Origin of the sequence: Zoogloea sp., assembly GCF_041908905.1 — a bacterium.
Lineage (GTDB): Bacteria > Pseudomonadota > Gammaproteobacteria > Burkholderiales > Rhodocyclaceae > Zoogloea.
Map to the genome: position 1 here is coordinate 68,599 of NZ_JAYREK010000006.1, position 19,561 is coordinate 88,159.

A 19,561-nucleotide genomic window follows, 5' to 3' on the forward strand; every position below is an offset into this window, starting at 1 on the left:
TCATGGACGCCGCCGGCCGGGCGGCGGCAAATGGGCCTTTCGACTCCGGAGCCCGCCGTGCCGCCCAGCCTCGACCCCTGCCGTATCCCCATCTCCACCGTGTCGGCCGCGCTGGCCGGCGGCTGGCGGGACTTCCGCCGCGTGCCGGCCCCGGCGGCGGGCTTCGCCGCCGTCTTCGCGCTGATCGGCGTCGTCATTTTTGCGCTGCTCGAGCACTTCGGGCTGGCGCCGATGCGGCTGCCCCTGGCCGGTGGCTTCCTGCTGGTGGGGCCGGCGGTGCTGGCGGGTTTCTTCGCGCTCCGGCGGGCCGCCGAAGCTGGCCGCCGGCCCGCGGTGGGTGAGGTGCTGGCGGGTTTCCGGCAGGCGCCACGGGGTCTGTGGGGGCTGGCCGGGGTGTGCTGCCTGCTGTTCCTGATCTGGGTGAGCGACGCGGCGACGGTGTACAGCTTCATGATCGGCGGCGACGCCGCGCCGGCGGGCGGCCAGGTGCTGCGCTTCCACCTGTGGACCAGCCTGATGGGGGTGGTGCTGGCGGGCATCGTGTTCTGCATCACTGCCTTTTCGGTGCCGCTGCTCTTTGATGGCCGGGCGGGGCTGGTGCAGGCGGTGACGGCCAGCGTGCGCGCGGTGTTCGCCAACTTCGGGGCGATGCTCGCCTGGGCAGTGGTGCTGGGGGCGGCCCTCATCGCGACGATCCACCTGCCGCCGCTCCTGCTGCTGTCGCTGCCCTGGCTCGCCTTTGCCAGCGATCTGCTTTATCTTGCGGTCTTCCCGCCGGCCAGCCGGCGCCCGGATGGAGAGACCAATTGACCGAAATGCGGACAGACAAGCAGACCGACAAACGCACTGCCACGGCGATCCTCGCCGGTGGCTGCTTCTGGTGCCTCGAGGCGGTGTTCCTGGGGCTGAAGGGGGTGGTGCGCGTGCAGTCGGGCTACATCGGCGGCCACGAGGATTCCCCCAGCTACGAGCGGGTCTGCAGCGGTGACACCGGCCACGCCGAGGCGGTGCGGGTCGAGTTCGCCCCCGACCTGCTGAGCTTCGAGGATCTCCTCGACGTCTTCTTCGCGATCCACGACCCGACCACGCCCAACCGCCAAGGCAACGACATCGGCACCCAGTACCGCTCGGCGATCTTCTACCTGAGCCCCGAGCAGGAGGCCGCGGCCCGCGCCAAGATCGAGCAGCTGGCCTGGGAGGGCGCCTTCGACGAGCCCATCGTCACCGAGGTCGAACCCGCCACCACCTTCTGGCCCGCCGAGGCCTACCACGACAACTACTTCGCCCGGAACCCGAACCAGCCCTATTGCCGCTACGTGGTGGCCCCCAAGGTCGCCAAGTTCCGCCACAGCTTCGGCGCACGGGTGAAGGGTAATTGACTTAGAATCGGCGGCCTTGCCCGGGGCCTTCCCCGATCAACCCTTGTCCATTCCCACCCACAGGAGCACCCCATGACCCAAACCACCACGGCGAGCGGCCTCGTCTACGAAGACCTGGAAGTCGGCACCGGCCCCGAGGCCAAGGCCGGCATGCACGTCCAGGTCCATTACACCGGCTGGCTCACCGATGGCCAGAAGTTCGATTCGAGCAAGGATCGCAACGACCCCTTCGTCTTTCCCCTCGGCGCGCGCCACGTGATCGCCGGCTGGGACGAGGGCGTTCAGGGCATGAAGGTCGGCGGCGTGCGCAAGCTGACCATCCCGCCCCAGCTCGGCTACGGCGCCCGCGGCGCCGGCGGCGTGATCCCGCCCAACGCCACGCTGGTGTTCGAGGTGGAGCTGCTGGCGGTGAAGTGATGCGCCGGGCCGGCCGGTGCCGGCTCGCAGCAGAAAACGGGCGCCCGATGAGGCGCCCGTTTTGCGTTTGGGGGCGGACAACGCCGATCCGCCCGCGGCCCCGGCGGGGCGCTCAAGGAAACGCAGGGCCACCCCAAGTTGCCTTGATCCCCACGGGGGCGAGCCCGGCCCTGGGGGCGCTCACGGATTGCTCGCGGCCCGCTCGGTCGGGCGGGGGGCGCTGGGCCGGAGCGCGTCGAGGGCGGCCAGCCGGCGCCGCCCGGCGATCAGGATCTCGCTGAGGGCCCGGTGCTGGGTGTGCCAGATGGGCGCGGCGGCCATCGCCCGGGTGGCGTCCGCCAGCGTTGCCCGCAGGATTTCGTTTTCGGCACGCAGCCGGGCGATCTCGTCGCCGGTGGTGTCTGGGAGGTGGCACTTTCTGGCGACCTCTCGCAGGTATTTCACGACGTCCATGATGTCTCTCCTGGGTAGGTTCCACATTGCAGGCCCTGGCGGAGGATGTCCGTTTGTGCACTGCATCATGAGGCCATGTTAGCGGCGTGGAGGGCGTTGTCAATAAATTTTGCTGCGATGCAACAATTCTTGCAAAGGCTTACTTATTTGAAAAATGTATAGATAAATCAGTTGCTTGAATGATCATGCCGATCATCGCTGCTGAAATTTTGATGGCATGCTTGCGCCAGGGGCTGGTGCAAGGTGCGTCGGGCAAGGACAGCCCGGAGGTGGGCGCGGCGCTGGCGGCCCAGGCCGCGTCCCGGGCAGGCGCTGGGCCGGGGCGCTGAGGCTGCTGAAGCGGGCGGTGGAGATCCGCAGCGCCCGTAAATGGCCGGGGCGACAGGCCGGCCAGATCGGTCCGTCGCCGCCGCGGGTGACGTCTTGCCTTACCGGGCGGCTTCTTCCTCGGTGATCCGCGCGATCTCGTCGCAGACGAAGTCGGCGAAGGTGCTGATCAGCCGGGAGCGGAACTTGTCGCGGGGCAGGATCATCTGCATCGTCGTGAAGGTGCGCGGCTCGAGGGGGATCGCGACCATGCGCCCTTCCTCCACGTCGACGCGGCTGGCGCGCTTGGAGGTGATGGCGCAGCCCATGCCCGCGGCCACGAAGTGCTTCACCGCGCTCAGGCTGCCAAACTCGGCGCAGACGGTGATCTCGCTGTCGGCGACGCCGCCGTTCTTGAAGAAGTCGTTGGTCGCCTGGCGCAGGCCGCTGCCCGGGTCGCGGTCGATGAAGGGGTGGCTGGCGAGCTCCCGGGCCGTGACCTGCTTGAGGCGGGCCACGGGATGGTCCGGGCTGCAGATCGCCACCAGCTCCTCGCGGGTGGTGGCGCGGGGTTCGATGCCCGGGTTGTCGCTGCTGAACTCGATGAAGCCGATGTCCATCTCCCGGTTGGCGATCCCCTCTTCGATGTGCCGCGCGTTGCCGAGGGTGACCCGCGGCAGCACCCGCGGGTACTGGCGCTTGAAGCGCTCGAGGATGGGCGGCAGCCAGTAGCCGGCGATGGTGGGGATGCAGCCGATGTCGAGCTTGCCGGCCAGCTCGCCGGCCAGCTCGGCGACCCGGGAGTCGAGTTCTTCCGAGAGGTCGAGGATCTTCTCGGCGTAGGCCAGCACGAGTTCGCCCGTCGGGGTGAGGCTGATCTTGCCGTGGCCACGCTCGAGCAGCCGGGCGTTGAGGTGGTCCTCGAGCTGCTTGATCTGGAAGGTGACGGCGGGCTGCGTCATGTGGAGGGACTCGGCCGCCCGCGTGAACGAGCCGTGCTTGGCAACGGCGTGGAATACCTGGAGTCTGCGGTCTGACATGGCTGGGCTGTGGCGTGCGGGTGGTGGGTCAGGCGTGCTCGGCGATGAGCCCGATGATCTCGGCGCCGTAGGCTTCGAGCTTGCGGTCGCCGACGCCGGAGATGGTGCCGAGGGCCTCGATGCTGCCGGGCCGGGTGCGGGCGATGTCGCGCAGGGTGGCGTCGTGGAAGATCACGTAGGCGGGCACGTTGCGCTCCTTGGCGGTGCTGGCGCGCCAGGCGCGCAGGCGGCCCAGCAGCTCGGCCTCGGCGCCGGTGGCCTCGGGCCAGTCGGCGGCCTTGCGGGCGCTGCCGACGTTGCGGCCCTTCTTGGGCGTGGCCACGTCGAGGCGCATCGTGAAGCTGGCCTCACCGCGCAGCAGCGGGCGGGCGGCCTCGGTGAGGGTGAGGGCGCCGTAGCGCTCGTGGTCGACGGCCAGGGCGCCCTGGGCCACCAGCTGGCGGATCAGGGTGCGCCAGCCCTTGTCGTCGAGTTCGGTGCCGATGCCGAAGGTGCTCACCTGGTCGTGCTGCCACTCCTTGACCTTGTCGGTGGCCTTGCCGATCAGCACGTCCACGATGTGCCCGGCGCCGAAGCGGCTGCCGGTGCGGAACACGCAGGACAGCGCCTTGCGGGCCGATTCGGTGGCGTCGCGCACCTGGGGCGGGTGCAGGCAGGTGTCGCAGTTGCCGCAGGGCTCGGCGGCCTCGTCGAAGTAGCCGAGCAGGCGCTGGCGGCGGCAGCCGGTGGTTTCGCACAGGCCGAGCAGGGCGTCGAGCTTGGCGGTGGCGACGCGCTTGACCTCGGCGCCGGCCTCGGACTGGTCGATGAAGCGGCGCTGCTGCACCAGGTCGGCCACGCTGTAGGCCATCCAGGCTTCGGCGGGCTGGCCGTCGCGGCCGGCGCGGCCGGTTTCCTGGTAATAGCCCTCGATGGAGCGGGGCAGGTCGAGGTGGGCCACGAAGCGCACGTCGGGCTTGTCGATGCCCATCCCGAAGGCGATGGTGGCCACCATCACGATGCCGTCCTCGCGCAGGAAGCGGTCCTGGTTGGTGGCGCGCTCCTCGGTGCTCATGCCCGCGTGGTAGGGCAGCGCGGCGATGCCCTTTTCGGCGAGCCAGGCGGCGGTCTCGTCCACCTTCTTGCGGGAGCTGCAATACACCACGCCGGCCTCGCCCAGGTGGCCGTCGCGGATGAAGGCCAGCAGCTGGGCGCGGGGGTTGTCCTTGGGGACGATGGTGTAGCGGATGTTGGGCCGGTCGAAGCTGGAGACGAACTCGCGGGCCTCCTGCAGGCGCAGGCGCTCGGCGATCTCGTGGCGGGTCTGGGCGTCGGCGGTGGCGGTGAGGGCGATCCGCGGGATCTGCGGGTAGCGCTCCTGGAGGATGGAGAGCTGCAGGTATTCGGGCCGGAAGTCGTGGCCCCACTGGGACACGCAGTGGGCCTCGTCGATGGCGAACAGCGCCAGCTGACCAGCCTCATGCAGGTGGTCCAGCAGATCCAGGAAGCGCGGCGTGACGAGGCGCTCGGGGGCCACGTAGAGCAGGTCGAGGGCGCCGGCCAGCATCGCCCGCTCGATCTCCATCGCCCGGTCGAAGCTGAGGGTGGAGTTGAGGAAGTCGGCCGCCACGCCGACCTCCTTGAGCGCGCTCACCTGGTCCTGCATCAGCGCGATGAGGGGCGAGACGACGATCGCCACCCCCGGCCGCAGCAGCGCCGGGATCTGGTAGCACAATGACTTGCCGCCGCCGGTGGGCATCAGCACCAGCGCGTCGCCGCCGGCGGCCACGTGCTCGACGATGGCCTCCTGCGGGCCGCGGAAGCCGGTGTAGCCGAAGACGTGGAAGAGGGTTTCGTGGGCGCGGCTGGTGTTCATGGGGGCGGATTTTACTCCGGCCCGGCCGTCAGGTCAGAACAGCTTGGCAAGATGCGGGACGAGCCCGGCCGGGCTGACGAAGCTGAGCTCGTACATCCCCGACAGGCCGGCGGCCTGCTCGTCGGAGAGCCCGGTGCAGCACAGGATGAACTGGCTGCGGTCGATGTCCAGGCGCTTCTTGAGGCGCAGGTATTTGTCGATCTCCTGGCGGAACTCGCCGGTCTTGCACTCGATGCAGACGGGTGTGGCGCCATCCACCAGAAAGAAGACGTCGAGTTCGTGGAGGTCTTCGTTGGGGAAGATCACCGACAGGTTGCGGGTGCACGACACCGCCCGGCGCCGTTCGCCGAAGAAGGCCAGCAGCTTCATCAGCGCGAACCATTCGAGCCACTCGCCGGCGAAGAAGCGGCGGATGTTGGGCGCCGGCTGGAGGGTGGCGCGGCCGATCTTCTCGGGCTTCTGGTAGTAATACTTGGCCAGGAAGGTGTGGTCGTAGAGGCGCTTGCAGAAAGCGTTGATGGCCTGGCCGTCCTTCTGGCTGCGGTCGGCGAACTTGAGGCTGAAGTTGGGCACGTCCTTCTGCTGGCCCCAGCGGATCTTGTCGACGACCTCGCCGTAGAGGGCGTAGTTGTCGCCGATCTCGACGGCGATCTCGTCGAAGAAGCCGGTGGTGTTGACGGCGTCCGGGTTGGTGCGCACCTGGATCTGGCGGCGCTGGAACCAGTCGAGGATGGCCGCGTGCTGGGCATCGCTGGCGAGCTGGTCGGTGTTGTGCAGGTCGAGGGCTGCGGATGCCGCGGCGGAGGGCGCCGTTGCCGCCGGCGCCACCGCCCCCGGCTGGGCCGCCTGGAGGCGCTGCAGCTCGTCGCGCAGGGCAAAATACTGCTGCAGCACCTTGCGCACGAAGAGCACGGTGTCGTAGGCAGGCGTCGCGTTGCCGCAGGCGGGGCAGGCCACTGGGGTGCCCGTGAGTTCGGCGGCCACTTCAGCCACGTGGCCGCATTTGTTGCAGCGGATCAGCGCCATGGAAAAATCGAATCGAATCGGAACAGGATGACGGATTATGCCAATCTGCTCCTCCGTTGGCGACTCCGCCAGCCTCAGGTCGTGTCGCTGTCGTGGCCCGGGGGGTGTTCGGACAGGTAGTGCGCGAGGGCGCTCTTGAGCACCGCGGCGTGGCGGGTGTCGCCCCGCGCGCGGGCGGCGTGGATGTCGTCCACGATCATCCGCCGGATGCGCCGCTCGCCCGCCTGCGTGTGGCACAGGTAGTTGCCCATCTCCAGGGCCGCCATTTCGGGGATGTGTTCGTGCTCGGCGATGGCGAGGATCTCTTCTTCGTCGAGTCCGGACAGCCCGATGCAGTCTTCCAGGGTCAGCATTGTGTCTCCTCTTCGTTTCTTCATTTATAGCCTGCTGGCCGGCGGGCGTCTGTACACTTCAAGGCGGGCTAGAATCGGGCCTTTACAAATACATGAGGGAGGATGGCAATGCAGGGTCTGACAGCTTTCGGTAACGGCATCTATGCGGTGGAGTCGGGCTACAACGGCCCCGACGTGGCAGCGATCCACCTGATCGAGGAGGGCGGCCGGGCCGCGCTGGTGGATACCGGCAACAACGACGCGCTGGTGCATGTGGAGCAGGCCCTCGCCGCGACCGGGCTGTCGCCCGAGGCGGTGGATTTCGTGCTGCTGACCCACATCCACCTCGACCACGCCGGCGGCGCGGGGGCCTTCATGCGGGCCTTCCCGAACGCGAAGCTGGTGGTGCACCCCCGCGGCGCGCGGCACATGGTCGAGCCCTCCAAGCTGTTCGCCGGCGTTTCGGCGGTGTACGGGCCGGAGCGGGCCCGGGAGCTCTACGGCGAGCTGATCCCGGTGCCCGCCGAGCGCATCGTCGAGGCCACCGACGGTCTCGAGCTCGACCTTGCCGGGCGGGTGATCCGCGTCTTCGACACCCCGGGCCATGCGCGCCATCACGTGTGCTACTTCGACACCCGTAGCCGCGGCTTCTTCACCGGCGACACCTTCGGGCTGTCCTACCGGGCGCTGGATGTGGACGGCCGGCCGAGCATCTTCCCGACCACCACGCCGGTTCAGTTCGAGCCCGAGGCGATGCACGACTCCGTCCGCCGCATGGAAGCCGAGCAGCCGGCGGCCATGTACCTCACCCACTACGCCCAGGTTACCGACGTGCCGCGCCTCGCCGCCGACCTGCACCGCCTGATCGACGCCCATGTGGCCGTCGCCGAGCGCCACGCGGGCGTCGAGGCTGGCGCGGCCCGCCAGGCGCTGATCGAGGCCGATCTGTGGAAGCTGGTGGACGAGGAAGGCGCCCGCCAGGGCTGGACGCTGCCGCCGGCCGAGGTGCGCCGGGTGCTGGCGCTGGACGTGGAGCTCAACGCCCAGGGCCTCGACGTCTGGCTGGCGGGACGCTGAAGCCCTCAGCCTTCTGCCCTCAGCCCTCGCTCTCCGGCCGGGTCGCCAGGTAGAACGCGGCGGCGAGCTGCGGCAGGCCGGCGACGGCCAGCAGCAGCGGGCGCTCGTGGAGGGCGAGGATGGTCATCGACAGGCCGAAGGCCAGCCCGCTGACGGCAAAGAACTTGCCGCGGCGGGTCAGCGTGCCGTCCTCCATCCAGCGGCGCACGTGGATGCCGGCGCCGGGCAGGTCGTAGAGGCGCCCGAGCAGGCGCGGGCAGCTCCGGCTCCAGGCCCAGGCGGCGATGATCCAGAACACCGTGGTGGGCAGCAGCGGCACCACCAGGCCGAGGGCGCCGGTGGCGAAGCTCAGGCCCCCCAGCACGAACAGGCCGTGGCGGCTGGCCCTGGCGAGCAGGCCCTCGGCCTGGGGGGCGATGGCGGCGGTGGCGGGGTAGCAGGGGCTGGGGCGCATGGCGGCGTGCTCTGTCTGACCGATGGGTTGGCGATGCCGCCCCGCGCGGTGGAGGCGGGGCCGGACGGCATGGTCAAAGTATGGAGAGCGGGCCCGCCCGCGGCCAGTTGAAAGATTTCCTGATCCGAATAGCCGCAACCTATCGGCCGCGCCGGCCGGCGCGCCCCGGGGAGCGGCTCACGCCAGCAGCGCCACCGCCTTGACCTGGGCCCACACCTGGCGGCCCGGCTGGATGTCCAGCTCCCGCTGCGAACGCCGGGTGATGCGGGCCAGCAGCGGGGTCGGGCCGACGTCGAGGCGGACGAGCACGTGCCCCGGCGTATCGGTGGGGGCGATCGCCGCCACCGTCGCGGCGAAGCTGTTGAGGATGCTGCTCGCCCGGGGCGGCTCAAGGGCGAGGCTGACGTCGCGGGCATGCACGCGGCAGCGCAGGCGGCTGCCCAGCGGCTCGGCGCGTTGGCCGACGCGCAGGCAGGCGCCGGCAAAGTCGAGCCGCGACAGGGCGTCGGCTTCGTGGCAGGCCAGCACCGTCTCGATGACCACCCCGGCGTCGTCGGCGAAGGCCGGCGGCAGGTCGGCGCGGGCCAGGGTCTCGCCGAGGGGGCCGCTGGCCACCATCCGGCCCTCGTGGAGCAGCACCAGGTGGTCCGCCAGCCGGGCCACCTCGTCGGGGGCATGGCTCACGTAGATGATGGGTATCGACAGCTCGTCGTGCAGGCGTTCGAGGTAGGGCAGGATCTCCAGCTTGCGCTTGAGGTCGAGGGCCGCCAGCGGCTCGTCCATCAGCAGCAGGCGCGGCGAGGTGAGCAGCGCCCGGGCGATGGCCACGCGCTGGCGCTCGCCGCCGCTGAGGCTGTCTGGCTGCCGGTCGAGCAGGCCGTCGATGCCCAGCAGCCCGGCGATCTCGTCGAGCCGCGCCTTGCCGGGGCTGCGCTTCTGGCCAAACGCCAGGTTGGCCCGCACCGACAGGTGGGCGAACAGGTTGGCCTCCTGGAACACGTAGCCCAGGGGCCGCCGGTGGGTGGGCAGGAACACTCCCTTGGCGTCGTCCTGCCACACCTCGCCGCCCACCGCGAGATAGCCGCCCGGGGCTCGCTCCAGGCCGGCCATGGCGCGCAGGCAGGTGGTCTTGCCCGAGCCGGAGTGGCCGAACAGGGCGGTCACGCCCTGGCCGGGGAGGGTCAGGTCCACATCCAGCGCGAAGCTGCCCCGGTCGAGGCGGAAGCGGGCGCGGATCTCGCTCATGGCCGCCTCCCGCCCGACGGTTGCGGGTTGAAGGTGTACAGCGCCAGCAGCACCAGGAAGCTGAAGACCACCATCCCGCCGGCCAGGAGGTGGGCCTGGGCGTACTCCATGGCCTCCACGTGGTCGTAGATCAGCACCGAGATGACCCGGGTCTTGTCGGGGATGTTGCCGCCTATCATCAGGACCACCCCGAACTCGCCCACGGTGTGGGCGAAGCCGAGGATCGTCGCCGAGATGAAGCCCGGCCGCGCCAGCGGCACGGCCACCGACCAGAAGGCGTCCCACGGACTGGCGCGGAGGGTGGCGGCGACCTCGAGGGGCCGCTCGCCGATGGCCTCGAAGGCGTTCTGCAACGGCTGCACCACGAAGGGCAGCGAGTAGAACACCGAGGCGACCACCAGCCCGGCGAAGGTGAACGGCAGGGTGCCGAGGCCGAGGGCCTGGGTGAGGCCGCCGACCGGCCCGTCCGGCCCCATCGCGACGAGCAGGTAGAAGCCCAGCACGGTGGGCGGCAGCACCAGCGGCAGGGCCACCACCGCGCCGACCATGCCCTTCAGGCGCGAACGCGTGCGGGCCAGCCACCAGGCGATCGGCGTGCCGATCACCAGCAGCAGGGCGGTGACGGTGCCGGCCAGCCGGAGGGTGAGCCAGATCGCGGCGAGTTCGGCCTCGGTCATGGGCTGAGCCTACAGATCGTAGCCGTAGGACTTGATGATGGCCCGGGCCTTGTCGCCCTTGAGGTAGGCGAGCAGGGCCTGGACGGCCGGGTTGTGGCGGCCCCGGGCGAGCGCGACGGCGTCCTGGCGGATCGGGGCGTGCAGGCTGGCGGGCACCGGCCAGGCCGACCCGGACGCGAGCTTGCCGTCCTTCAGCACCTGGGACAGGGCCACGAAGCCCAGCTCGGCGTTGCCGGTGGCGACGAACTGGTAGGCCTGGGCGATGTTCTCGCCCTGCACGAAGCGCGGCTGGAGGGCGTCGAACACGCCGAGCTTGCGCATCGCCTCGACGGCGGCCGTGCCGTAGGGGGCGGTCCTGGGGTTGGCGATCGCGAGGTGCTTGAAATCACCCTTCGTCAGGACTTCGCCGCGGTCGTCCACGTAGCCTTCCCGGGGTGACCACAGCACCAGCTTGCCGATGGCGTAGGTGAAGCGGGTGGCGGGGGCGGCGAGCTGCTCGTGCTCGAGCCGGGCGGGGGTTTCGTCGTCGGCGGCGAGCAGCACCTCGAAGGGCGCGCCGTGGGCGATCTGGGCGTAGAACTTGCCGGTCGCGCCGAAGGCCAGCTGGGCCCGGTGGCCGGTGTCCTTTTCGAATTCGGCGGCGATCTTCTGCATCGGCGCGGTGAAATTGGCGGCGACCGCCACGGAGACTTCTCCCGCGTGGGCGGGCAGCGCGAACAGCAGGGAGGCGAAGAGGGGGGCGAGGCGTTGCATGGGGCTCCGGTTCGGTGGCAGGCGCAGGGGAGGGCGGCTCGGGCCGCGCCGCCGGCTCCGGTTGTCGTGCCGGCGGCGGTCGTCGCAATGCTAGCCCAAAAGTGCGGGTCGGGCAGGGGGCGGCTGCGCCGGCCGCCCCCGCTGGGCGCGCCTTACAGCGCGATGTTGGCCTTCAGCCAGAGGGTGCGGCCGGGCTCGTTGACCCGGGTGGTCTGGGTGAAGCCGCCGATGCTGGCGCCGCTGCGGCTGATGAACTCGGCGTAGGTCTTGTCGAAGAGGTTGTCCACGCCGGCGGAGATCAGCGTGCCCTTTTTCGGCCGCCAGCCGGCGTTGAGCGACATGATCGCGAAGCCCGACGAGGCGCCGATGTCCTGGCCGACGATGTTGCCGTAGTCGGTGTCGTAGCGTTTCTGGCCCTGGACGAGGCGGAGCAGGGCGCCGGCGCTCCACACCTTGTCGTCGTAGCCGCCGCCGAGGCGCGCCTCCAGCGGGGCGATCTGCGACAGGGGCTTGCCGGTGCTGTCGTTCTCGCCGTGGGTCCACGCCAGGGTGCCGTAGGTCTTCCAGAAGCGGCCCAGGGCGTAGCTCACGTCGGCCTCGGCGCCGTAGGTGGTGGCGTCGATGTTGAGGGCGTCGGTGGCGAAGGTGTTGATCTGGCGGATCTGGATGAAGTCGTTGTGCCTGGCGTAGAAGGCCGACACGGAGGCCCGCAGCGGGCCGGCGGCGTAGATCGTGCCGGCGTCGAGCTGGGTGGTCTTCTCGGGCTTGACCAGGAAGGTGCTGGCGCTGCCGAGCACGGTCATCGAGGTGGCCGCCGGCGACTTGGTGCGTTCCCAGTAGTCGGCGGCACGCTCGCTGTGGCCGAGGCCGGCGTAGACGGTGGTGGTCGGGGCGAGGGCGTTCTCCCAGCGCAGGAAGCCGGCCTTGAGGGTGTCGTTGTCGGTGATGCCGGAGGTGCTGCGGCCGCTGCGCTGGTCCTGGGCCTTGCTGAAGTCCACCCGCAGGCCGCCGATCAGGCGGTTGGCGGCGTCGAGCTCGTGGGCGAGTTCGCCGAACACGCCCCAGCTGTAGAAGCGCATGTCGGGGCTGCGGGCCAGGCTGTCGTAGCCGGCCACGGCGGCGCCGCTGGCCTTGCGCAGGGTGTGCTCGTTGGTCTGGAAGTCGATGCCGGTCTCGAGGCTGGTGCGCGGCGAGAGGTCCAGCGTGGCGGCGACGCGGCCGCCGCGGGTCTCGCGGTCGGGGTTGTTGACCATCTTCATGTCTGGCTGCGCGCGCAGGCTGTAGTTGTCCATCACGTGGTCCACGTAGTTGTAGTAGACCTGCGCCTGCAGCTTGGCGACGAGCGGGCTGATGCGGGATTTCTCGAGCTTGAGGCCGACGTTGCTGCGGTCGAACTTGACGCCGTCCATCGTGCGGTCGGCGTAGGCGGCCTGGCCGTCGCTCTTGGCAAAGGTGAGTTCGAGGCGGGTGTCCTGGTCGGGGGTCAGGCCGATGGCGCCGCTGGTGCTCCAGCGGTCGTAGGCCGAATGCACCTGGCGGCCGGCGCCGTCGCGGTAGTCCTGGGCGTGGGAGTGGGTGCCGGTGATCTCGGCGTAATACCTTTCGTTGCCGACGCCGGCTTCGAGCACCTGGTCGTTGCGGCCGAAGCTGCCCCCCAGCAGGCTGGCCTCGAGATAGCTGGAGAAGCCGGTGCGAACCTTGGGGCTGCGCTCGAAGAGCACCACGCCGGCGCTGTTGCCGGGGCCGTACTTGACGGTCTGCGGGCCCTTCAGCACGGTGATCCTGTCGAAGGCCTCGGGGAAGACGTAGGCGGTGGGCGGGTCCATGCGCATGCCGCAGCCGCCGAGGATCATCTCGCCGTCGAGCAGGATGCCCAGGCGCGACGCCGCCATGCCGCGGAACACCGGGTCGCCGTCGGTGCCGCCCTTGCGGATCACCGAGAAGCCGGCGATGTTCTTGAGGTAGTCGGCGCCGTCATGGGCGGGCACCGGCTGGCGCGGGGCGCGGGGGTCGGTGGTGACGGTGAGCGGCGCCTCCATCGCCGGGGCGGTGACGACGACCTGGCCGAGGGGCGTGGCCTCCTGGGCGAAGGCCGCGGAGGCGCTGGCGATGGCGGCGACGATGGCGAGGGGCCGCAGCGCGGGGTGTCGGGACGGGCATTGCGGCGACGTGCGATGGTTCATGGGTAGCTCCCTGGTTGCAAGTGGGCGCTACCTTAAATGTCCAGCCCGCCGCCGGGTTTGACCTGGCGTAAAAAAACGCACCAAAATGGTGCGTCATGGTGTCGCAGGGGCGGCAGCCCCGGGCCCGCCGGGGCCCGGGGAGGCGGGGCTCACACCCGGAAGCTGGCGACGCTGGCGCGCAGGGTGTCGGAGACCCCCACCAGGTTGCGGGCGGTGCCGGCCACCGAGGCGACGGCGACGGAGTTCTCCTCGGACATCTGGGCGATGGCCTCGACGTTGCGGGCCAGTTCGGTGGAGGCGCCGCGCTGCTCGCGCAGGGCGTCGGTGATGTTCTCGATGGTGATCTGCATGGTGTGGGCGGAGTCGCAGATGCCGCCCATCGACGCGCTGGCCTTGTTGGCCGCCTCGACGACCTCGCCGACCAGCGCGCGGCTCGACTGCATGCTGCCCACCGCCGCCTCGGCGCCCTGCTGGATGGTGCTGATCACGGTGCTGATTTCCTGCACCGAGCTGGTGGTGCGTTCGGCGAGCTTGCGCACCTCGTCGGCCACCACGGCGAATCCGCGGCCCTGTTCGCCGGCGCGCGCCGCCGCGATGGCGGCGTTGAGGGCGAGCAGGTTGGTCTGGTCGGCCACCTCGCGGATCACCACGGTGATCCGGTCGATCTGGCGGACCTGCTCGGAGAGGGTCTGGATCTGCCCGGCGGTGTTCTCGACCTGCTGGGACACCTGGCCGATCTTCTCGGCGGCCGCATCGACCCCCTTGCCGCTGTCGATGGCCTGGCTGCCGGCTTCGGCGGCCTGGCGGTTGGCTTCGTCGGCGCTGCTGCCCACGTGATCGATGCTCACCGTGAGCTCCTCGACGGCGGCGGCGGCGGCGGCCGTCGAGCTGGATTGCTGGGCGCTGCTCACCGAGACCTGCTGGGCGGAGGCCGACAGCTCTGCAGCGGAGCTGGCCACGTTGTTCGAGCATGCCACCACCTCGCTGATGGTGCTGGCCAGCTGGCCGCGCATCCGGTCGAGGGCGTCGAGCAGATGGCCGATCTCGTCGCTGGCCGTGCCGCTGGCCGTGCCGCCGCGCAGGTCGCCGCCGGCGATGCGCTCGGCGAGGGTGTTGGCGTCACCGAGGCGGGCGCTGATGCCGCGGATCGTGATGAAGCTGAAGATCCCCAGCACGGCCGCGGTGGCGATCAGGATGGCGATGGAGACCAGGGTGGCGGAGTCCTTGGCGGCGGCGCCTTCCTCGGCGGCTTTCGTGCCGATGGTCTTGTTGTACTGCATGTGGGCGGTGATCCCGTCGATGAAGGCGACGGCCAGCGGGCCGATCTGCTGCTTGGTCAGCAGCTTGGCCTCCTCGGTCTTGCCGGCACGGGACACGGCGAGCATCGCGTCGACGGCCTTGGTGTACTCGGCCATCGTCTTGCGTTCCGCTTCCAGCAGGCGCTTGTCTTCGGCATCGGCGACATAGGCCTCGTAGTCGTTGAAGGCCTTCTCGATCCGTGCGCGCGATTCCTGGATGGTCTTTTCGGCGGCCGCATGCTCTGCCGGGTCGGAGGCGAGGATGTGCCGGAAGGTCCACACCCGCAGGCGTCCGAAATCCAGGGTGATGGTGTTCAGGGCTTCCATGCTAGGCACGACGTTCACGTTGCCCCAGTTGGCTGCGTCGTACACCTTGCTCATCTGGTTGTAATTGATGGCGCTGAGGGCTGCCAGACTGATGAGGGCCGCTCCGACGAGGAGCAGAAGTCGTTGTTTGATCGTCATGTTCGTGTCGTCCGTCGCGAGGGAGTGTCCGTGCCGCCGCCGGTCTGGCATAACGCATCGGCTCTAGCGGTAACGGCCCGCGGGCTGAAAACTTTAGCGGTATACGGGGGCGTCCGGCGGGTCGCGCCGCGCCGGGGCCGGGCGTACAATCCGGCCTCCGCCGTCGCCAGCCCTTCCGGGAACCGCCCGTGCCCCGCCCCCAAGCCGCCTCCGTCCTCGTGCTGCCCAGCCCGTTTTTCTCGGACTCCGACACCATCCGACTGCTCGAGCCGGCCGATTGCGATACCCGGGACGTGCTGCGCCAGGTGGTCTCGGGCGAATACGACCGGCCCTTCGTGATCGACGACGGCAGCACCCGCACGCTGCATTTCTCGCTGTCGCTGATCCAGAGCACGATGAGCCTGAAGGATCCCTTCGCCCTCGAGCTGGACTACACCCAGGCGATGATGAGCTTCCTGCTGTTCCTGGCGCGGCCGCAGCACATCTTCATGCTCGGGCTGGGGGGCGGCTCGCTGGCCAAGTTCTGCTGGCGCCACGTGGGGTCGGCGCGCATCACGGTGGTCGAGATCGACCCGGACGTGATCGCCTTCCGCGACGAGTTCGAGCTGCCGCCCGACGGCCCGCGGCTGGCGGTGATCGAGGGCGACGGCGCCGCGCACGTACAGGCCCTGAGCGCCACGGGCGAGAAGCCCGACGTGATCATGATGGATGCCTTCGACCGGCATGGCCTGGCCGGCTCGGTGAGCTCCGTCGATTTCTACGAGAGCGTGCTCCGCGCGCTGGCCGGCCGCGGCATCATGGTGGCCAACCTCGCCGGCGAGGGGGCCGACCGGGTCGAGCACCTGGCGATGATCGGCGAGGTCTTCGACGATCGGGTGCTCAGCCTGTCGCTGCCCGACGGCAACGACATCGTGCTCGCCTTCAAGAACCCGGCCTTCGCCCCCCGCTGGCGCGACGTGGCCACCCAGGCCAAGGCGCTGCGGGCGCGCACCGGGCTGGATTTTCCGAAGTTCGCCCAGCGCCTCGAGCGCAACTCGCGGCTGCGTTATTTCTAGGCCCGGGGGGGCCGCGTCGAGGGCGCCGTTGCCGCCGGATGGGGGCGGGTAGTGACACTCGCGGCGGCTCGCGCCTGCTGCTGCCGGTTCCTGTTTCAAGCATAGATAACGAGGCGGACAACGCAACAGGGGAGTGAGGATGCGCGGGCTGGACAGGGTGCAGCGCCGGGAAGTGTGTTTCCACGAGGCCGGCCACGCGGTGGTCTTTGCCCTCGGCGGCGTGGCGGTGTCGCGGGTCGCGGTGGCACCGGAGGGCGCCGGGGAGTGGCGCACCCCGAGCGGAAACGGACGCACCTGCTCCGACCTGTGGGGCCTGTGCGTGAAGGCCGAGCTCGTGCTGCCCCGCCAGCTGCTGCGCTGGCTGATGAGCGAGGGCGCCCTGTGCCCCGACGGCAGCGGCTACGCCCGCGTGCTGGAAAGCGCCGAAGGCCGGGCCATCGTCGAGGCCCTGGGCCCGCGCCAGCGACGGGACATCCGCGCCCAGCTGGCTGGTCTGCTCGCCGGGCCGCTGGCCGAGCAGCTGTGCCGGGGCGGGGCCGTGGGGATCCGGGCGGACAGCGACGCGGGGGACATCGTCAGGGCCCGGGGGCTGGCCAGCCTGCTCGGCGACCCGGACGAACTCGGGCGCCTGGCCCTGCTCGCCGAGGCTGCGCTGCGCGAGTCGGCCGTGTGGGCGCGGGTCACGGCCCTGGCCGACGCGCTGGAAGCTGCCGGGCAGGTGGAGGCGGGCATCCGCGAGCACCTGCCCGCGGCCGATCCGCGCTGGCCGCCGGCGCCGGCCTGAGCGGGCGCTCCCGGCGCACCGGCGCGGGGCACGCCGCCATGGAGGCGGGCGGGGTTTCCGGCTAGCATCGCGGGTTTTCCCGCCCCCACCCCCCCCTGCCTTCCCGCGAAGACCTGCGGGCCGGACGCCTGGCGGGCGCCCGCCACCTCAAGCTCGCCGCCGGCCTCACCGAGTTCCCGCCGGAGATCTTCACCCTGGCCGACACGCTGGAGGTGCTCGACCTCGCCGGCAACGCCCTCACCCAACTGCCCGACGACCTGCCGCGCCTGGGCCGGCTGCGCATCCTGTTCTGCTCGGGCAGCCCCTTCGAGGCCCTGCCCGAAGTGCTCGGCGCCTGCCCCCGGCTGGAGATGATCGGCTTTCGCGGCTGCGGCATCCACACCGTGCCTGAGGCCGCGCTGCCGGCGGGGCTGCGCTGGCTGATCCTCACCGAGAACCGCATCGAGGCGCTGCCCGCCGCCATCGGCCGCTGCAGCCGCCTGCAGAAGCTGGCCCTGGCCGGCAACCGGCTGGCCAGCCTGCCCCCCGAGATGGCGGGCTGCACCGGGCTGGAGCTGGTGCGCATCGCCGCCAACCGCCTCGACGCCTTGCCCGGCTGGCTGCCGGCGCTGCCGCGCCTGGCGTGGCTGGCCTACGCCGGCAACCCCTTCTGCGCAGCGGTGGAGGCGGACCGCCAGCGGGAGGGGCGCAGCCACCCGTTTGCGTGGGATGCGCTGGAGATCGGCGAGGTGCTGGGGCAGGGCGCCTCCGGGGTGATCCACCGGGCGCTGTGGCATGACGGCGGTGAGCGGCGCGAGGTGGCGGTGAAGCTCTTCAAGGGCGCGGTCACCAGCGACGGCCTGCCCGAGGACGAGATGGCCGCCTGCCTGGGCGCCGGCGCCCATCTCAGCCTGATCCCCATCCTCGGCCGGCTGGCCGGCCACCCGGAGGGGCGCGACGGGCTGGTGATGGCGCTCGTCGAGCCGGCCTTCCGCAGCCTCGCCGGGCCGCCCAGCCTGGCGTCGTGCACCCGCGACGTGTATGCCCCCGGCACCCGCCTCGGCGCGGCCCAGGCGCTGGGAATCGCCCGCGGCATCGCCTCGGCGGCGCGCCAGCTCCACGCCCGCGGGATCAACCATGGCGACCTCTACGCCCACAACATCCTGTACCACCCGGACGGCCGGGTGCTGCTGGGGGATTTCGGCGCGGCCTCCTTCGTGCCGCCGGGCGCGTCGCGGCTGGCGGCGGCGCTGGAGCGCGTCGAGCTGCGCGCCTTCGGCTGCCTGCTGGAGGAGCTGGCCGAGCGTTGCCCGCCCGACCCGGGCGCCGCGCTGGGCGCATTGGCCCGCCGCTGCCAGGCCCCCGAGCCGGCCCGGCGGCCGTCGTTTGTCGAGGTGGAGGAGGCCCTGGCGAGGCTTGCGGCCTAGCCCCGGGCCTTGTCGCGGTACATGCGCCGGTCGGCGTGCTTGATGAGGCTGTCGGCGTCGTCCCCGTCTTCGGGGTGGATGGCGACGCCGATGCTGGCCCGGGCGTGCAGGGTGTGGTCGGCGATGGCGAAGGGCTGGCGCAGGCTGTGGTGGATCTTGTCGGCCACGGCGGCGGCGTCCTGGGGGCCGTGGATGTCCTCCAGGATCACCACGAACTCGTCGCCGCCCAGCCGCGCCACGGTGTCGGCCCGGCGCACGCAGCGCTCCAGGCGGCGGCCGATCTCCTGCAGCAGGCGGTCGCCCGCGGCGTGGCCGAGGGTGTCGTTGACGCCCTTGAAGTCGTCGAGGTCGATGTAGAGCAGGGCCATCCGCCCTTGGCGGCGCCGGCTGCGGGCGAGGGCGGTGTCGATGCGGTCGTGGAAGAGGCGCCGGTTGGGCAGGCCGGTGAGTTCGTCGTAGCGGGCCGCGCGCAGGAGCTCGGCCTTCAGCCGGCTGCGTTCGATGGCGGTGGCGACCTGGGCCGACACGAAGCCGAGCAGTTCCCGGTCCTTGTCCGAGAACGCCGTGCCCGGGTGGGCCTTGAGCAGCAGCGCGCCGATCGGGTCGGCCTCGTCCATGAGCGGGACGACGAGCCAGAACACGCCCGCTCCGGCGGTCTCCGGCGGGGTGAGGGCGGAGTCGGGCAGCTGCTGGGTCTGGCTGCTCGCGATGACTTCATGGCAGTGCTCCCGCGCCAGCCGCTCGTCGACGGTGAGCGGCGCCCCGTGGTGGTCCCGCCCGTAGGCGAGGTGGACGCCGGCCCCCTTGCCGTCGCAGGTGGCCACGACGAGGCCGGCCACCGGCACCAGCCGGGCGATGATGTCGTGGATGGTCGGGAACAGGGTGTCGAGGTCGCTGGCGTGGTGGGCAGCCTCGGAGACCGCGTAGGTGGCGGCCTGCAGGTCCTGGGAGTGGTGCTGTTCGGTGACGTCCCGGGCGACGCCGATGCGCAGCTGGTCGGCCGCGGACCAGCGGGCCGACCACATCACACGCACCGGGCGGCCATCCTTGCGCCGGTAGCGGTTCACGAAGCCGACCCGCGGCTGGCCGGCCATGATCAGCGCGGCCTCTTCGAGGGTCCGGGCGCGGTCTTCGGGCAGCACGAGGTCGAACAGCGGCTGGCCGATCAGCTCGTCCGGCGTGTAGCCGAAGATGGGTTCGCAGGCCGCATTGACGTAGCGGATGCGCCCGTCGGCGCTGATGAGGAAAACCGCGTCGAGGAGCAGATCGACGCAGTTGAGGAGCAGGCGAGGTGATTCTGAGAGTGGCATGGTGACAGCGCGCGTGTTTGCCCGGGTGCTGCAATCCTTTGGATAA

Annotated in this window: 20 protein-coding genes; 8 read left to right on the forward strand and 12 right to left on the reverse strand. The window is 70.8% G+C overall.

From position 1 onward, the window contains the following. Positions 1–57 precede the first annotated feature (57 nt). From ACE3OU_RS05835 to ACE3OU_RS05845, 3 genes are all read left to right on the forward strand, one after another. Complete coding sequence (locus ACE3OU_RS05835; protein WP_374240601.1) at positions 58–810, forward strand: DUF2189 domain-containing protein; 753 nt, start codon at positions 58–60, stop codon at positions 808–810. 5 nt (positions 811–815) lie between these two features. After that, a complete protein-coding gene (msrA, locus tag ACE3OU_RS05840) occupies positions 816–1,379 on the forward strand; it encodes a peptide-methionine (S)-S-oxide reductase MsrA (protein ID WP_374240657.1) in 564 nt (187 codons plus the stop codon). 72 nt (positions 1,380–1,451) lie between these two features. Then, on the forward strand, positions 1,452–1,796 hold the full coding sequence (locus ACE3OU_RS05845) for an FKBP-type peptidyl-prolyl cis-trans isomerase (RefSeq protein ID WP_374240602.1): 345 nt from the start codon (positions 1,452–1,454) through the stop codon (positions 1,794–1,796). 180 nt (positions 1,797–1,976) lie between these two features. Here ACE3OU_RS05845 and ACE3OU_RS05850 read toward each other — a convergent pair whose 3' ends face one another. Continuing rightward, positions 1,977–2,249 carry a hypothetical protein gene (locus ACE3OU_RS05850; RefSeq protein WP_374240603.1) on the reverse strand — a complete coding sequence of 91 codons (273 nt, stop codon included), beginning with the start codon at positions 2,247–2,249 and terminating at the stop codon, positions 1,977–1,979. Between the two features lie 179 nt (positions 2,250–2,428). Between ACE3OU_RS05850 and ACE3OU_RS05855 the strand changes: the two genes are divergently transcribed. After that, positions 2,429–2,578: a hypothetical protein gene (locus tag ACE3OU_RS05855; RefSeq protein ID WP_374240604.1), complete on the forward strand. Its 150-nt coding sequence runs from the start codon at positions 2,429–2,431 to the stop codon at positions 2,576–2,578. Between the two features lie 99 nt (positions 2,579–2,677). On the opposite strand, the gene ACE3OU_RS05860 is transcribed toward ACE3OU_RS05855, so the two are convergent. The 4 genes from ACE3OU_RS05860 to ACE3OU_RS05875 all read right to left on the reverse strand — a co-directional run bounded on the left by ACE3OU_RS05860 (position 2,678) and on the right by ACE3OU_RS05875 (position 6,829). Further along, a complete protein-coding gene (locus ACE3OU_RS05860) occupies positions 2,678–3,595 on the reverse strand; it encodes a LysR family transcriptional regulator (protein ID WP_374240605.1) in 918 nt (305 codons plus the stop codon). A gap of 28 nt (positions 3,596–3,623) precedes the next feature. Beyond that, positions 3,624–5,450, reverse strand: a complete 1,827-nt coding sequence (gene recQ / locus ACE3OU_RS05865) for a DNA helicase RecQ (RefSeq protein WP_374240606.1) — start codon at positions 5,448–5,450, stop codon at positions 3,624–3,626. A gap of 33 nt (positions 5,451–5,483) precedes the next feature. Continuing rightward, positions 5,484–6,476 (reverse strand): hypothetical protein, encoded by a 993-nt coding sequence (locus tag ACE3OU_RS05870; RefSeq protein WP_374240607.1) that lies wholly within the window; start codon positions 6,474–6,476, stop codon positions 5,484–5,486. 74 nt (positions 6,477–6,550) lie between these two features. Then, positions 6,551–6,829, reverse strand: coding sequence for a hypothetical protein (locus ACE3OU_RS05875; protein ID WP_374240608.1), 279 nt, complete (start codon positions 6,827–6,829; stop codon positions 6,551–6,553). Between the two features lie 108 nt (positions 6,830–6,937). Here ACE3OU_RS05875 and ACE3OU_RS05880 point away from each other — a divergent pair, with 108 nt between their 5' ends. Further along, positions 6,938–7,885, forward strand: coding sequence for an MBL fold metallo-hydrolase (locus tag ACE3OU_RS05880; protein WP_374240609.1), 948 nt, complete (start codon positions 6,938–6,940; stop codon positions 7,883–7,885). A 19-nt stretch (positions 7,886–7,904) separates the two neighbouring features. Here ACE3OU_RS05880 and ACE3OU_RS05885 read toward each other — a convergent pair whose 3' ends face one another. The 6 genes from ACE3OU_RS05885 to ACE3OU_RS05910 all read right to left on the reverse strand — a co-directional run bounded on the left by ACE3OU_RS05885 (position 7,905) and on the right by ACE3OU_RS05910 (position 14,960). Further along, on the reverse strand, positions 7,905–8,339 hold the full coding sequence (locus tag ACE3OU_RS05885; protein ID WP_374240610.1) for a YbaN family protein: 435 nt from the start codon (positions 8,337–8,339) through the stop codon (positions 7,905–7,907). A 177-nt stretch (positions 8,340–8,516) separates the two neighbouring features. Then, entirely contained in the window at positions 8,517–9,584 is a 1,068-nt protein-coding gene (modC, locus tag ACE3OU_RS05890; protein WP_374240611.1) for a molybdenum ABC transporter ATP-binding protein, read from the reverse strand. Then, positions 9,581–10,261: a molybdate ABC transporter permease subunit gene (gene modB, locus ACE3OU_RS05895; RefSeq protein WP_374240612.1), complete on the reverse strand. Its 681-nt coding sequence runs from the start codon at positions 10,259–10,261 to the stop codon at positions 9,581–9,583. Before modB ends, modC begins: the two co-directional genes overlap by 4 nt. 9 nt (positions 10,262–10,270) lie before the next feature. After that, the gene (gene modA, locus ACE3OU_RS05900) at positions 10,271–11,014 is read right to left on the reverse strand and encodes a molybdate ABC transporter substrate-binding protein (RefSeq protein ID WP_374240613.1); all 744 of its coding nucleotides are present in this window, start codon (positions 11,012–11,014) and stop codon (positions 10,271–10,273) included. A gap of 152 nt (positions 11,015–11,166) precedes the next feature. Continuing rightward, the gene (locus ACE3OU_RS05905; RefSeq protein ID WP_374240614.1) at positions 11,167–13,197 is read right to left on the reverse strand and encodes a TonB-dependent copper receptor; all 2,031 of its coding nucleotides are present in this window, start codon (positions 13,195–13,197) and stop codon (positions 11,167–11,169) included. Positions 13,198–13,346: 149 nt separating this feature from the next. Then, positions 13,347–14,960, reverse strand: coding sequence for a methyl-accepting chemotaxis protein (locus ACE3OU_RS05910; RefSeq protein ID WP_374240615.1), 1,614 nt, complete (start codon positions 14,958–14,960; stop codon positions 13,347–13,349). A gap of 188 nt (positions 14,961–15,148) precedes the next feature. On the opposite strand from ACE3OU_RS05910, the gene ACE3OU_RS05915 reads away from it, so the two are divergent. The 3 genes from ACE3OU_RS05915 (at position 15,149) to ACE3OU_RS05925 (ending at position 18,205) form a co-directional block, all read left to right on the forward strand. Continuing rightward, positions 15,149–16,015: a spermidine synthase-like protein gene (locus ACE3OU_RS05915; RefSeq protein ID WP_374240616.1), complete on the forward strand. Its 867-nt coding sequence runs from the start codon at positions 15,149–15,151 to the stop codon at positions 16,013–16,015. Positions 16,016–16,154: 139 nt separating this feature from the next. Beyond that, entirely contained in the window at positions 16,155–16,799 is a 645-nt protein-coding gene (locus tag ACE3OU_RS05920) for a hypothetical protein (RefSeq protein WP_374240617.1), read from the forward strand. A gap of 212 nt (positions 16,800–17,011) precedes the next feature. Beyond that, positions 17,012–18,205 (forward strand): leucine-rich repeat-containing protein kinase family protein, encoded by a 1,194-nt coding sequence (locus ACE3OU_RS05925; RefSeq protein ID WP_374240618.1) that lies wholly within the window; start codon positions 17,012–17,014, stop codon positions 18,203–18,205. Here the strand turns inward: ACE3OU_RS05925 and ACE3OU_RS05930 are convergent. Further along, positions 18,202–19,515 (reverse strand): diguanylate cyclase domain-containing protein, encoded by a 1,314-nt coding sequence (locus ACE3OU_RS05930; protein ID WP_374240619.1) that lies wholly within the window; start codon positions 19,513–19,515, stop codon positions 18,202–18,204. The genes ACE3OU_RS05925 and ACE3OU_RS05930 overlap by 4 nt on opposite strands. Between the last annotated feature and the right edge of the window lie 46 nt (positions 19,516–19,561).